Here is a 14587-nt window from a genome sequence, read left to right on the forward strand (position 1 = left end):
AGCTGGGGACCTCCTCTGCATGGCGGACGAGCCGCCAGCGAGTGCGGTCAGCTGGGGGCTGACGTATGTGCACCGCGTTCAATATGGTATGCCAATGAAGGTTGCAAGCGGTTGCGATCACCCGTGCAACGCGGCCCATTCGGCTCGACGCACCGCCTGCTCCACCGGGTCGGGAACGGGAAGCGACGCGATCAGGCGCTTCGTGTACTCGTCCTTCGGGGCGCCGAGCACGTCGGCCGTGCGTCCGTACTCCGCGATCTCGCCGCGATGCAGCACGACCACCTTGTGGGCGAGCATGTCGACCACGGCCAGGTCGTGCGTGATGAACAGCGTCGCGAAGCCGAAGCGCTCCTGCACCTCGCCGAACAGCTCGAGCACTCTGGCCTGCACCGACACGTCGAGCGCGCTCGTGGGTTCGTCGGCGATCAGCAGCTTGGGATCGAGCGCGAGCGCACGGGCCAGCGAAGCCCGCTGACGCTGGCCGCCCGAGAGCTCATGCGGATAGCGGTCGCCGAAGGCGCCGGGCAGCTGCACCGCCTCGAGCAGCTCGTCGACCCGGGGGCGCGCGTCGGACGGGTCCTTGGCCATGCCGTGCACGATCAGCGGCTCCGCCACGTTCTGCGCGATCGTGAGCAGCGGGTTGAAGCTCGTCGCGGGATCCTGGAACACGAATCCGAGGTCTTTGCGCAGTGGACGGAAATGCCGCTCGCGCACGCCGAGCATCTCCATTCCGAGCACCTCGAGCGAACCGTCGGACACGGGGGTGAGTCCCGCGATCGCCCGGCCGATCGTGCTCTTGCCCGAGCCGCTCTCGCCCACGAGCCCCACCACTTCGCCGGGCGACAGCGTGAAGCTCACTCCCTTGACGGCCCTGAACGCCGCGCGGCCGAACCGGCCGGGGTACTCGATCACGAGATCCTTCGCGACCACGAGCGGGGCGGCATCCGTCTCCGGCGCCCGCCGGTCGGTGACCAGAAGGCGCGGCACGGCGGCCAGCAGGCGCTGGGTGTACTCGTGCTGCGGAGCCGCGAACAGCTCGGCCACAGGCGCGGTCTCGACGAGCTCGCCGTTCAGCATCACGGCGACGCGATCCGCGAGATCGGCGACCACGCCCATGTTGTGCGTGATGAGCACGATCGCGGTGCCTTCTTCGTCGCGGAGACTGCGCAGCAGCTCGAGGATCTCCGCCTGCACCGTGACATCGAGCGCCGTGGTGGGCTCGTCGGCGATGATGACCTTCGGCTTGAGCGCGAGGGCCATCGCGATCACGATGCGCTGCTTCTGTCCGCCCGAGAACTGGTGGGGATAGTCGTCGACGCGGCGCTCGGGCTCGGGGATGCCGACGCGCCGGAGCATGTCGATCGCCAGCGCCCTGGCCGCCTTGCGGCTGACGCCGCCGTGCGCCCGCAGGCCTTCGGCGAGCTGCCAGCCGACCGGGAACACGGGGTTCAAGGCGCTCGAGGGCTCTTGGAACACCATGGCGGCCTTCGGCCCGCGCACGGCGCGCAGGCCCGCAGGGTCGAGTCTCGTGATCTCGGTGCCGTCCAGGATGACCGTGCCTCCCACGATCGCCGTCTCGGGCAGCAGTCCGAGGATCGACCTCGCCGTCACGGTCTTTCCACTGCCCGACTCGCCCACGATCGCGAGCACCTCGCCGGTCTGCACGTCGAGGGTGACGCCTCGCACGGCCTGCACGTCGCCGCCGTCGGTCGCGAACGTGATGTTCAGGTCGCGGATGTCCACTGCTGTCGTCATCACTGCACCTCTCCCAGGTCTTCTCGGGTCACCGGCTGGGTCGCCGCGACCGCATCGGCCGGCGTCGTGCCGCGACCGGCCCGGCGACGGGCGCGCAGACGCGGATCGGCCAGATCGTTCAGGCTCTCGCCGATGAGCGTGATGCCGAGCACGACGCACACGATCGCGAGTCCCGGCGGGATCGCCGTCCACCAGATTCCGGCCGCGACGTCGCTGATCGACTTGTTGAGGTCGAAGCCCCACTCGGCGGCCGCGGTCGGCTCGATGCCGAAGCCGAGGAAGCCGAGCGCGGCGAGGGTCGAGATGGCCTCGGCCGCGTTGAGGGTCACGATGAGCGGCAGGGTCCGGGTGGAGTTGCGCAGCACGTGGCGGAACATGATCCTGCTCGTGGACGCGCCGATGACCCGCGCCGACTCGACGAAGGCCTCGGCCTTCACGCGCAGAACCTCGGAGCGCACGACGCGGAAGTACTGCGGCACGAAGACCACGGTGATCGAGATCGCCGCGGCGAGCACGCCGGGCCAGAGTCCCGACTGGCCGCCGCTGATCGCGATGGCCGCGACGATCGCGAGCAGCAGGGTGGGGAAGGCGTAGATCGCGTCGGCGACCACCACGAGCACGCGGTCGACCCAGCCGCCGAGGTATCCAGAGACGAGGCCGAGCAGCACGCCGATCACGACCGAGAGCGCGACCGCGACGACGATGACGAGCAGTGCGGTGCGCGATCCCCAGATGACACGGGAGAGCACGTCGTAGCCGCCGACGGTGGTGCCGAGCAGGTGCGCTCCGCTCGGCGCCTGCTGGGCGCCGAAGTTGCCGTCGGCACCCTTGAGCTGGTCGTAACTGTACGGGGCGAGCCACGGCGCGAAGAGAGCGGTGATCAGGAAGAGACCGGTCAGCACGAGACCTGCGACGAGCATGCCGCGCTGCAGACCGACGCTCTGTCGCAGCTGATGGATCACCGGAAGACGGTCGAAGAGCGAGGGCTTCGCCATGTCAGTACCTCACCCTCGGGTCGACGAACGCGGCGATGATGTCGACCACGAAGTTGGTGACGGCGACGATCACGGCGATCATCGCGACGATGCCCTGCACCGCGACGAAGTCGCGTGCGCCGAGGTAGGCGGCCAGCTGGAAGCCGAGCCCCTTCCACTCGAACGTCGTCTCGGTGAGCACGGCGCCGCCGAGCATCAGCGCGATCTGCAGCCCGATCACGGTGATGATCGGGATCAGGGCCGGACGGTACGCGTGCGTGCGGACCAGGCGCCCTTCGCTGACGCCGCGCGAGCGGGCCGCGTCGATGTAGGGCATGTTGTACGTGCCGATCAGGTTCGTGCGCACGAGGCGCAGGAAGATACCCGCCGTGAGCAGACCCAGAGTCGCTGCGGGGAGGATCGCGTGCAGCAGCACGTCCTGCACGTATGCCGGGTTGCCCGAGGCGATCGCGTCGATGAGGTAGATGCCGGTCCCCTCCTTGCTCAGCGCGATCTCGGTGCGCACGTTCGCGCGGCCGGAGACGGGCAGCCAACCCAGCCACACCGAGAAGATCAGCTTGGCGACGAGGCCCGAGAAGAACACCGGTGTGGCGTAGAAGAGGATCGCCGAGACCCGCAGCGATGCGTCGGGCCAGCGGTCGCGCTTGGCGGCCGCGACCATGCCGAGGGGGATGCCGACGACGAACGCGACGATCAGCGCGTAGATCACGAGCTCGAGCGTGGCGCTGCCGTACGTGACGAGCACCTCTGTCACGGGCATCCGGTTGCCCGTGAGCGTGGTCCCGAAGTCGAAGGTCAGGATCTGACCCAGGTATTCGAAGTACTGCACCAGCACGGGGCGGTCGTAGCCCGCGGCGTGGATGCGCTCGGCGAGCTGCGCGGGTGTCAGCTGTCCGCCCAGAGCGGTGGTGATCGGATCGCCGGTGAGCCGGATCAGGAAGAAGACGACCGTGACCAGGATCAGCACGGTGGGGATCATCAGGAGGAAGCGGATGAGGATGTAGCGCCCCAGCGAGGTTCCACCGGATCTGCGGCGGGCTGTGCGGGCGGGCGGGAGGCCGTCGGCCGGGGTTGTCCCGGCGGACGACGCAGCGACGTTGCTCGTCATGTGAGGGGTCCTTCGCGCATATCAACGACCCCGCCCTCTTCGACTCGGCGAGCGGAAGCGGACGGGGTCGTGATCGTGATGCTACTTGGTGATGGAGGCGAACCGCAGCTTGAACGATGCGTCGAGGGTCACGCCGTCGACGTCGGTGCCTGCGACGGCCACCTGAGCGCCCTGGAGCAGCGGAACCGTCGACAGGTCGCCGGCGACGAGCTCCTGGATCTTCTCGATGTCAGCCGTACGCGTCGCGGCATCCGGCTCGACGGCCTGCTTGAGGATCAGGTCGTTGACCTCGGGGTTGTCGTAGTGGTTGCCCAGGAAGTTCTCCTTGAGGAAGAAGGGCGTGAGGTAGTTGTCTGCGTCGGAGTAGTCCGGGAACCAGCCCAGCTGGTACGCCGGGTACACGTCAGCCGTGCGGTCCTCGGAGTACTGCACCCACTCGGTCGACTTCAGGTCGACCTCGAACAGACCCGAGTCCTCGAGCTGCGACTTGACCAGGGCGTACTCGTCACCCGACGAGGGGCCGTAGTGGTCGGGGCTGTACTGCAGGCTCAGCTTCACCGGAGTGGTGACGCCGGCGGCCTCGAGGGTCGACTTCGCCTTGTCGGCATCCGGGGCGCCGTTTCCGTCGCCGTGGAGGCCCTTCAGCGCTTCGGTCGCGCCCGCGAAGCCCTCGGGGACGTACGAGTACAGCGGGGTGTAGGTGCCCTTGTAGACCTGCTCCGAGATGGCGTCGCGGTCGACGAGGTCGGCCACGGCCTGGCGAACGGCGAGGGCCTTGGCCGGGTCGGCCTCGGCGGTCGTCGCGCCGTACGGCTGCGTGTTGAAGTTGAACACGATGTAGCGGATCTCGCCGCCGGGTCCGTCGACGACCTTGACCTTGTCGTTGCCGCTGAGGTCTTCGACGTCGGTGGCCGACAGGCTGCGGTAGGCGACGTCGACATCGCCCTGCTGCACGGCGAGCTTCAGGTTCGAGGACTCGGCGAAGTAGCTGAGCACCACGCTGTTGTTGACCGGCGCGTCGATCAGTCCCTTGTAGTTCTCGTTCGGCGTGAACTCGACGGTCTTGTTGAAGTCGTACGAGGAGATCACGTACGCCCCGCCGAAGGCGTTTGCCTTGACGATGTCGTCATCCGAGGTGAGGGCGTCGGCCGAGAAGACCTCGTCGTCGACGATCGCGCCGGGGAAGCTCGTGAGGATGAACGGGAACACCTGGTCGTTCTCGGTCTTCAGGTGGAAGACGACCGTGGTGTCGTCGGGGGCCTCGACGCTGTCGAGGTTGTAGAGCAGGCTCGATGCGCCGTTCGGATCGGCGATCTTGATGTTGCGCTCGAACGAGAACTTCACGTCGGACGAGGTGAGGTCGTTGCCGTTGGCCCACTTCAGACCCTTGGGAAGGGTCACCGTGTACTCAGTCGGCGAGGTGAACTCGGCCGACTCGGCGAGGTCGGGGACGACCTCGTTGCTGTTGTAGTCGGTGTTGACCAGGTACGGGAACACCTGGATCTGCACGGCGAGCGAACCGTTGTCGTAGGATCCGGCCGGGTCGAGAGTGGTGACCTTGTCGGTGGTGCCGACGATGATGTCGCCGCCCTTGGCGTCACCGCCGCCCCCGCCGTTGTCGCCGCCGCCGGCTGCGCAGCCGGCGAGGACCAGGGATGCGACGCCGAGGGCGCCGACGGCGAGGCCGAGGCGGCTTCGCGTGTTTTTACGCAGAGACATGAATCTCCCCATCTGTGAAGGTGCAGCCTCGTCTGGTGGACGGGCTCATCGCACCATCATGCACATGCATGCACCCGGATGCCGAGGGGGTGCCCGAAACCGTAACGAGACCGAAACCCGTGCGGGATGGGACGCGGCGTCAGGCGACGAGGGCGGACTCGAGCCGCGCCGCCACCTTCGGACGCGCGGTGACGACGGGTGAGTCGTGGAGTTCGGCCGCCATCCGGGCGAAGGCCTCCGCGCTGGACGCATCGACGGGCTGGAGGACTTTGATCTGAACCGAACGCGCCCGATCTATCCAGAGCGGCACGAAGCGCACGTGCACCGACCCGGCGCGGGTATGGCGGAACACCTGCTCATGGGGAGTGTCCCGAGCGATCTCGCCGGACTGCCACAGCGCGTCGAAGCGGGGGGATTCCGTGCGCATCCTCTCGACCAGCCCGGTCCAGGCCGGATCGTCCAGATGCTCGGCCATCGCGGCGTGCAGTCGCGCGACCATGCGGGTCGTGACCGCGTCGTAGTCGCCGTAGGAGCGCTGCCAGACCGGATCGAGGAACGCCCGCACCATGCAGTTGCGGTCGGCGACGGGCACGGCATCGAGGTCGTCGATGAGAAAGCGATAGGCCGCGTTGCTGGCGAGGATGTCGTATGTCGCGGTCTGGATGCAGGCGGGGAGCGGCATGAGCGTGGCGAGCAGGGCGAGGTGGTCGGCGGTCACCACCTCGCACATCGACGACAGCGGCGCGCCTGGTGCTGCGTGGCCGGTCGCGAGCACCCAGAGGTGTTCGCGTTCCTCGAGATCGAGGCGCAGCGCCCCGGCGATCGCGTCGAGCACGGCCGGGGACGGGCGGATGTCCCGGCCCTGCTCGAGCCACGTGTACCAGGTGACGCCCACCCCAGCCAGGACGGCGACTTCTTCGCGGCGCAGTCCCGGGGTGCGCCTGCGGCCTCCAGGCGGAAGGGACACCTGCGCAGGACTGAGCCTCTCCCTCCGATTGCGGAGAAAGGCTCCGAGCTCATGCCGGGCGGTGGCCGTGCTGTCCGCTGTCATCATCAGTACCATGATAAGCACGCTCTGGATACCTGGATGGATAAGGACGAATCTGGTCTCATGACCCAGACCATCTCCCTTCCACGAGCGAGTTCCGACGGCCTGACCGACGCAGGGGCGACCGCGCTTCTCGGAGGAACCGTGCTCGCCAACGTGATCTTCGGCGCGGCGACGATCGTCGCCCCGTCCGTGGCGACGGAGGTGGGAGCGGATGCCGGTGCCGCCGGGCTCTTCGTGGCGTTGTTCTCGGCGGGGTTCGCGGCCGTGCTCGTCCTCGGCGGACGGCTCGGCGATCGCCTGGGACGGCGACGGCTGTTCCGGGCCGGGCTCGTCCTGCTCGCCCTCACATCGCTCGCCGTGAGCCTGGTTCCGGGTCTGGCCGGTCTGCTCGTGGTGCGCGCGGCTCAGGGTGTGGCGACCGGACTCCTGCTGCCGCAGGCGCTCACCACGATCCAGGCGACCACGTCGGGCACCAGACGGACCCGGCTCACCTCGATCTACGCCGCCGTGCTGGGCGTCGGCACCACGGTCGGCCAGATCGGTGCGGGTGCTCTCGCCGCTCTGGGTCCGAGCTCTTGGCGCCTCGCCTTCGCCGCCATCGGGGTGCTCGCGATCGTCGTCCTGTGCGTGACCGGGCTGATCCCCGAGACGCGCTCGCCCTCGGAGCCCGGCATCGACGTGTTCGGCAGCATCCTCCTCGCGACAGCCATCGTGGCGCTCCTCGTTCCCCTCGGTCTCGGTCGGAGCCTGGGCTGGCCGTGGTGGACGGCAGCCTCCCTCGCCGCGTCACTGCTCGCCGCGATCGTGCTCACCGCGTGGGAGCGCCGCCTCCCCTCGCACAGGGCGCTGCTGCCCCGAGAGGTCCTCCGCACTCCGATGCTGCGAGTCGGTCTCCTTCTCACCGCCCTGTTCTTCACCGGGTACGGCGCCTTCGTCTTCCTGTTCTCCTCCACGGCATCCGCCCGGCTCGGGCTCGACCCTCTCGCGGTCGGCATCTCCCTGGCGCCGTTCGCCGGAGCCTTCATCACCGGCACGCTCCTGTCGCCGCGACTCGCGATCCGGTTCGGTGCGCCGAGTCTCATGCGGGGGTCCGCCGTCGTGCAGGCCGTCGCGCTGCTCGCGATCGGTCTCATGGTGTGGCTCGAGTGGCCGGCGCCGTCGATGCTCGGCATGCAGCCCGCGCTGCTTCTGCTCGGATTCGCGCAGGCGCTGATGTACACGCCGCTCATCGGCACGATCATGGGTTCGCTGCCGCATGAGCTGGCCGGCATGGCGAGCGGTCTTCTCGCCACGGTCCAGCAGGCGGGACTCGCCGTGGGCGTCGCCGTGATCGCCGTGCTCGCCGATGTGTTCTCGGCCGCGGGAGGCGCCGGGTTCGCCGCGTGCCTGCTGCTGAACGTGCTGCTGGCGATCGCTTTCGCGGTCACCGCCGGACGGTTGCGCCGACTGTCTCCGCAGTAGCGGAGGACCCCCTCGGTCCGCGCACTGTCGGGGGTTCAGGCGCTCAGACCGAAGTGCTCGAGCTCCGCGGCATCCAGCATCCGCGATCTGATCAGGAATCGCATGCCGGTCGGCCCTTCGACGCTGAACCCGGCGCCCCTGCCAGGCACCACGTCGATGGTCAGATGCGTGTACTTCCAGTATTCGAACTGCGACACGGACATGTACACCTCGACGGAATCGTCGAGGCCGACGTCGAGGTCCCCCAGCAGCACGTCACCGGGCCCCGTGATGAACATGCCGATCGGATAGCACATCGGCGCCGAGCCGTCGCAGCATCCGCCCGACTGATGGAACATCAGCGGACCGTGCTGCGCGGTGAGCTCGCGGATGAGGGATGCCGCGGCATCCGTCACGTCCACCCGCTGGTGCATGTCTGCTCCTCTCGCCGAGACATGATGCCGGACGGGCGCGTCCCGAGATCGCGCCCGCCCGGTGGTGCGGATCAGAAGAAGCCCATCGGTCCCTCGGCGTAGGAGACCAGGAGGTTCTTGGTCTGCTGGTAGTGATCGAGCATCATCTTGTGGTTCTCGCGGCCGACGCCCGACTGCTTGTAGCCGCCGAACGCGGCGTGCGCGGGGTACTGGTGATAGGTGTTCGTCCACACCCGGCCGGCCTCGATCGCGCGACCCGCGCGGTAAGCGGTGTCTCCGCTGCGGCTCCAGACGCCGGCGCCCAGGCCGTACAGCGTGTCGTTCGCGATCGAGATCGCCTCGTCGAAGTCGCTGAAGCTCGTCACCGACAGCACAGGTCCGAAGATCTCCTCCTGGAAGATGCGCATGTCGTTCGTGCCCTCGAACACGGTCGGCTGCATGTAGAAGCCCTCGCTGAGGTCTCCGCCGAGATCGGCACGCTCACCGCCGATGAGGAGTTTCGCGCCGCCCTGCTTGCCGATGTCGATGTAGCTGAGGATCTTCTCGAGCTGGTCGTTCGACGCCTGCGCGCCGATCATCGTCGCGGGGTCGAGCGGGTTGCCCTGCACGACCTTCTTCACCCGCTCGAGCCCGTCGGCGAGGAAGCCGTCGTAGATCGAGCGCTGGATCAGTGCGCGCGAGGGGCAGGTGCAGACCTCGCCCTGGTTCAGCGCGAACATCGTGAAGCCCTCGAGCGCCTTGTCGTAGAAGGGATCGTCTGCGCGGGCGACGTCTTCGAAGAACAGGTTCGGGCTCTTGCCTCCAAGCTCCAGCGTCACCGGGATGAGGTTCTGCGAGGCGTACTGCATGATCAGGCGACCGGTGGTGGTCTCACCCGTGAACGCGACCTTGCGGATGCGCTTGTGCTGCGCGAGCGGAGCACCCGCCTCGATGCCGAAGCCGTTCACGATGTTCACGACGCCGGCCGGCAGCAGGTCGCCGATGATGTCGAACAGGAACAGGAGGGATGCCGGCGTCTGCTCTGCAGGCTTGATCACGACGCAGTTGCCTGCGGCGAGCGCCGGAGCGAGCTTCCACACCGCCATCAGGATCGGGAAGTTCCAGGGGATGATCTGGCCGACGACTCCGAGCGGCTCGTGGAAGTGGTACGCGACCGTGTTCTCGTCGAGCTGACTGATACCGCCCTCCTGCGCCCGCAGGACGCCGGCGAAGTAGCGGAAGTGATCGATCGCGAGCGGGATGTCGGCGGCGAGCGTCTCTCGAACGGGCTTGCCGTTCTCCCACGTCTCGGCGATCGCGATCTCCTCGAGGTGCTGCTCGATGCGGTCGGCGATCCGATTGAGGATGACGGCGCGCTCGGCCGGGCTCGTCTTGCCCCAGCTCGCGAACGCCTTCCATGCCACCTCGACAGCCCGGTCGATGTCTTCGCTGGTGCCGCGGCCGACCTCGGTGAACGCCTTGCCGTTGACAGGGCTGACGTTCTCGAAGTACTGACCTCTCACGGGCTCGACGAACTCTCCGCCGATGTAGTGACCGTAGCGGGGGCGATAGTTCGCCAGAGCTCCGGGCTGCCCCGGGGCGGCGTAGGCGGTGGACACGTCTTCTTCGACGATGGTCATCGTGACTCCTTCGACGGTGCCGCGGCGTCGGTGCTGCGCGGCTCTGGTCCGAAGGTAGGTCTGCAACCGTTGCACGCTCGTGCGTCACGTTGCATCGGGTTGCGCGATGCCGGATCAGGCCTCTGCTTCGAGCCGCTCGATGCGGGCCACGAGCGCGGCGCGCTTCGGCGAGCGCGCGGGAAGCATCTCGAGTGCGAGCCTCAGCACCTCGGCGTCGTTCTGCCCCTCTGGGATCTCGGCGTAGGCGAGCAGGACGTCGAGGCTCGCCTCGGAGAACATCACCTCGCGCAGCGCGGCACGCAATGTCTCGCGGAACTCCTCCACACCGGGAGAGGTCGATTCGGGAAGCACGGGACCGCGGTAGGCGGTGAGAGCGACCCTGTGCGCTCCTCGATCGAGCAGTGACAGCACGTCCTGCGCATCCGTCTCCAGCGGCATGGGCAGCCGGTACGGACGCGACTCGGGGATCAGACCGCACGCCGTGCGCTCGAGGACCTTGCGCAGCCGCACCATCTCGGGGCGGAGCGTGTCGGGCGACGCCCCCTCGCCGTAGACGAGTTCGGTGAGCCGCTCGGCCGACAGCCCCTGCCGGTGCACGGCGAGCATGAGCATGATGGCCGCGTGCCGTCCGCTGAGCTCGATCACCCTTTCGCCGAACTCGGTGTCGGTCTCGAGCCGGGCGCGATCGCGTCCGAGGACATGCAGGATGCCGCGCACCGTGCCCGTGCCGCTGCGGGAAGGGGTCGGCGGACGGGAGGAATCGGCGCGTTCACGCAACCTCGCGACGAGCATCTCCGACTCCACCGCCCGCGCCGTCGCGTCGACGAGAAGGCGCGCCTGCCGGCTCACCACCTGGTCACCGCCGGTGATGTCGATGACACCGAGCAGCTGGTGCGTCTCGGGGTCTCGCACCGGAGCCGCGGTGCACGACCACGGATGCACGAGCCGGTTGTAGTGCTCTGCCCCGCGGATCTGCACGGACTGACCGAGCGTGAGGGCGGTGCCGGGTGCCGTGGTGCCGACGGCGTCTTCAGCCCAGTTCGCCCCGGCGACGAAACCCATTCCGTCGGTGAGCGAGCGCAACTGACTGTCGCCCTCGATCCAGAGCAGGCGTCCGGCCCGATCGCCGACCGCGACGACCACGCCGGAGTCCTCCGCCGATCCGGGCAGCAGCAGCGCCCTGATCATGTCCATCGCCGAAGCGAGCGGATGCGCCAGCCGATAGCGGTCGAGCTCTTCGCTGACCAGCTCGAGCTGCGGCGCGCCTTCCGGGCCGACCCGACTGCGCCACGAACGCTCCCACGACTCTCGCACGAGCGGGCGCACCTGCTGAAGTCTGCGGTCGTCGAGGTTCCCGGCGATGAGCTCCTCGTGGGCACGCTCGATCAGAAGTCGCGACGCCTCAGGCGGGGCATCCCGTGACGCATTCCACGACGCAGCCACAGCGGTCTCCGATCATCGTGAGCGGACGGTCTCAGTGTACGAGCAGGGCGGTCGCGGGGGAACAGGGTTCGCGTACCGTGTGCCTCGGCGTTTCGCATCCGGGCGCCAGGTTCTCGGTTCTCACGCTCTCGTGCCGTCGTCCCGGCGATCGGTCGCCGCCGGGCCTCAGCTCCGGCTCGCCCACCAGTCGCGCAGGCGCTGCTCGGCGGCATCCGCTCCGATCACTCCCTCGTCGAGGCGCAGTTCCAGCAGGAACCGGTAGGCCTCGCCGACCTCCCGACCCGGGGCGATGCCGAGGATCTGCTGGATCTGGTTGCCGTCGAGCTCGGGGCGGATGCTGTCGAGCTCCTCCTGCTCGCGGAGCGCCGCGATGCGGGACTCGATGTCGTCGTATGCGCTCGCCAGCCGGGCCGCCTTGCGCTTGTTGCGCGTCGTGACATCGGCGCGAGTGAGGATGTGCAGGCGCTCGAGGAGGTCACCGGCGTCGCGTACATAGCGGCGCACCGCGGCATCGGTCCACGCGCCCTCCGCATAGCCGAAGAAACGCAGGTGCAGTTCGATGAGGGTCGCCACCGCATCCGTCGTATCGGTATCGAACCGCAGCGACTGCAGTCGCTTGCGGGCCATGCGCGAACCGACCACGTCGTGGTGATGGAAGCTCACCACGCCGCCGTCTTCGAGCTTGCGGGTGCGGGGCTTGCCGATGTCGTGCAGCAGGGCGGCGATGCGCAGCGGCACGTCGGGCGCGGCCCCGGGGTGACGCGTGTGCTCGAGCTCGATCGCCTGGGTGAGCACCGTCAGCGAATGCTCGTAGACGTCCTTGTGGTGATGGTGCTCGTCGATCTCGAGGCGCAGGGCGCTGATCTCGGGAAGGAATTCGTCGACGAGTCCGGTGTCGACGAGGACGCGGATGCCGCGCACCGGGTCGTCGGTCTGCATGAGGCGTACGAGTTCGCCCTGGATGCGCTCGGGGCTGACGATCTTGAGCGTCTCGCGCAGCTGCGCGATCGCATGTTCGGTGGCCTGCTCGATCGAGAAGCCGAGCTGCGCGCTGAACCGGGCGGCGCGGAGCATGCGCAGCGGGTCATCGCCGAACGAGACGTGCGGGTCGGTCGGCGTGCGCAGGACGCCGGAGATCAGGTCTTCCACTCCGCCTGTGGGGTCGACGAGCTTCACGGCCGGAACCTGCAGGGCCATCGCGTTGACGGTGAAGTCCCGCCGGACGAGATCGCCGTCGATCGTGTCGCCGAACTCGACCGTGGGCTTGCGGGTCACGCCGTCGTAGCTGTCGGCGCGGTACGTGGTGATCTCGACCTGTTCGCCCTGCACACGGGCGCCGATCGTCCCGAACGCACGGCCGATGTCCCAGCGCGCGGTGGAGATCGGCGTGACGATCTTCAGGATGTCGTCGGGGTGCGCGTTCGTCGTGAAGTCGAGGTCGTGCGTGGGGCGTCCGAGCAGGGCGTCGCGCACCGGCCCGCCGACGACGGCGAGGTCGAAGCCGGCCGCGGCGAACGCCTCGGCGAGGGTGCGGACGACCGGATTCTCGGCGAGCGCGCCGAGACGGGCGAGGCCGTCGGCCATGTTGAGCATGGGTTCCAGCGTACCGGGCAGGTGCGCACGGGTTCACTTGGGAGGGGTGGCCGTATGAAAAGTCGGAGCCGTGGCGTGACACGCCGTGCCGCGGCATCCGTCACCGCCGTGTCGACTCGAAAGTCCGACTTTTCGCACACGAGGATGCCGGACGTCTGGCCGCCGGGAACGGCGCGCGTCAGAACAGCGGGTTCTCTCCTCGGGCCTGTGCGATCGCCTGCGTCTGGGAGCGCAGGTGCGTCATGAGCATGGCGCTGAGCCCGAGTCCGCCGAGCAGAGCGACGCCGACGAGCACCAGGCGGCCGTTGTCGGGGTCGACCATGCCCAGCACGTAGACCACGATGACGGTGAGAGCGAGCAGCGCCCCCTCGACCACCGCGAAGACGATGAACTTCCTGTTCAGTCGGGCGGCGTAATCCTTGCGGACCGCTGCGACCCTGGCGTCGATCGACGAGTCGTCTGCGTGGCTCATGCCGTCAACGGTAGCCCAGGGCGAGTAGATCGAAGCATGCCGTGGTCCGGGAGTGACACGGATGCCGTGGCTTCCGTCTCGCCGCTCAGCGGCTTGACCGATCCGCACCGAAGCCACGACTCAGCATCCGCCTCCATAGCGCCGGGCGTCCGGTCTCCGGGCGCTCGTCCGGCTCCGCCAGCGAGTGCAGCCAGTCGAGGGTTGTCTCGTCCGCGACCACGACTCCGACCGTGGGATGACGCGTGAACACCGGCCCTCGAGCCGCGAGATCCACGGCTCGGCGTGCGGCGTCTCTTGCGGGCTCATCAGCGCCGAGCCTGAGCGCCCAATGGATGAACGTGACGTTCCAGAGGAAGAGCTGACTGGGAAGACGCCCGCTCGTGCTCTCGATCCACCGATTGAGGAGAAGCTCGACTTCCTCGAGATCATGATCGGATCCAGTGTCGAGCAGCAGTTGGGCGAGCCTGATTTGGTGCGTGCCAGAGGTCGCGCTTCCAGTCGGGCTGAGCCTCTCCACCTCGCGATAGTAGAACGCCGCGAGCTCCTGGGCATCCGTGCGATAGGAATCCGCAAGATGCTCGGCTGTCGGCGCGGCATCAACCCAGGATGTCTCGACATCGTCGAGTACACGGTGCCAGAGAGCGCGAGCTGAATCCACTTCGCCGACGCCGTGAAGTGCAATGCCCTTGATTCGGAGATACTGCGGACGGTTGTATCGACGTGCACGTGCCAGGCGCCGCTCGAACTCAGCCCGGTCCGCTTCCGTCCACGCCGTACTCCGGAACCAGTCTCGATCCATACCCTCAATGTAGAGGTCAGTCCCGATCAGCGCCGCGCCGAGACGTTCGCCGATGCGTTCCGCCTGCTGCACGAGCACGGCGAGGAGCTTTTCGGACCGCCCAAGGACGGCTGACCTGCGCACGAGGCCGGATCAGCACGCGTCAGCGCGCGGAAAGTC

12 protein-coding genes are annotated in these 14587 nt (G+C 68.2%); 1 reads left to right on the top strand and 11 read right to left on the bottom strand.

Annotated features, from left to right (window positions below):
* Positions 1-117 precede the first annotated feature (117 nt).
* The 5 genes from QFZ53_RS02430 to QFZ53_RS02450 form a co-directional block, all read right to left on the bottom strand.
* On the bottom strand, positions 118-1755 hold the full coding sequence (locus QFZ53_RS02430) for an ABC transporter ATP-binding protein (RefSeq protein ID WP_307293129.1): 1638 nt from the start codon (positions 1753-1755) through the stop codon (positions 118-120).
* Entirely contained in the window at positions 1755-2750 is a 996-nt protein-coding gene (locus QFZ53_RS02435) for an ABC transporter permease (protein WP_292908510.1), read from the bottom strand. Before QFZ53_RS02435 ends, QFZ53_RS02430 begins: the two co-directional genes overlap by 1 nt.
* 1 nt (position 2751) lies before the next feature.
* Positions 2752-3858 carry an ABC transporter permease gene (locus QFZ53_RS02440; RefSeq protein ID WP_292908508.1) on the bottom strand — a complete coding sequence of 369 codons (1107 nt, stop codon included), beginning with the start codon at positions 3856-3858 and terminating at the stop codon, positions 2752-2754.
* Positions 3859-3939: 81 nt separating this feature from the next.
* Complete coding sequence (locus QFZ53_RS02445; RefSeq protein WP_307293132.1) at positions 3940-5577, bottom strand: ABC transporter substrate-binding protein; 1638 nt, start codon at positions 5575-5577, stop codon at positions 3940-3942.
* Between the two features lie 139 nt (positions 5578-5716).
* Positions 5717-6631 (bottom strand): helix-turn-helix transcriptional regulator, encoded by a 915-nt coding sequence (locus QFZ53_RS02450; RefSeq protein WP_307293134.1) that lies wholly within the window; start codon positions 6629-6631, stop codon positions 5717-5719.
* Between the two features lie 57 nt (positions 6632-6688).
* On the opposite strand from QFZ53_RS02450, the gene QFZ53_RS02455 reads away from it, so the two are divergent.
* On the top strand, positions 6689-8089 hold the full coding sequence (locus QFZ53_RS02455) for an MFS transporter (RefSeq protein ID WP_307293135.1): 1401 nt from the start codon (positions 6689-6691) through the stop codon (positions 8087-8089).
* Positions 8090-8124: 35 nt separating this feature from the next.
* On the opposite strand, the gene QFZ53_RS02460 is transcribed toward QFZ53_RS02455, so the two are convergent.
* The 6 genes from QFZ53_RS02460 to QFZ53_RS02485 form a co-directional block, all read right to left on the bottom strand.
* Positions 8125-8502, bottom strand: a complete 378-nt coding sequence (locus QFZ53_RS02460; RefSeq protein ID WP_292908500.1) for a DUF779 domain-containing protein — start codon at positions 8500-8502, stop codon at positions 8125-8127.
* Positions 8503-8573: 71 nt separating this feature from the next.
* Positions 8574-10121: an acetaldehyde dehydrogenase ExaC gene (gene exaC / locus QFZ53_RS02465; protein WP_292908498.1), complete on the bottom strand. Its 1548-nt coding sequence runs from the start codon at positions 10119-10121 to the stop codon at positions 8574-8576.
* Between the two features lie 114 nt (positions 10122-10235).
* The gene (locus QFZ53_RS02470; RefSeq protein ID WP_307293139.1) at positions 10236-11564 is read right to left on the bottom strand and encodes a GAF domain-containing protein; all 1329 of its coding nucleotides are present in this window, start codon (positions 11562-11564) and stop codon (positions 10236-10238) included.
* Between the two features lie 165 nt (positions 11565-11729).
* The gene (locus QFZ53_RS02475) at positions 11730-13157 is read right to left on the bottom strand and encodes a CCA tRNA nucleotidyltransferase (protein WP_307293141.1); all 1428 of its coding nucleotides are present in this window, start codon (positions 13155-13157) and stop codon (positions 11730-11732) included.
* 178 nt (positions 13158-13335) lie between these two features.
* Positions 13336-13629 carry a hypothetical protein gene (locus QFZ53_RS02480; protein WP_292908494.1) on the bottom strand — a complete coding sequence of 98 codons (294 nt, stop codon included), beginning with the start codon at positions 13627-13629 and terminating at the stop codon, positions 13336-13338.
* A gap of 85 nt (positions 13630-13714) precedes the next feature.
* On the bottom strand, positions 13715-14287 hold the full coding sequence (locus tag QFZ53_RS02485) for a hypothetical protein (RefSeq protein ID WP_307293144.1): 573 nt from the start codon (positions 14285-14287) through the stop codon (positions 13715-13717).
* Between the last annotated feature and the right edge of the window lie 300 nt (positions 14288-14587).

The organism is Microbacterium natoriense (genome assembly GCF_030816295.1).
Classification (GTDB): Bacteria; Actinomycetota; Actinomycetes; order Actinomycetales; family Microbacteriaceae; genus Microbacterium; species Microbacterium natoriense_A.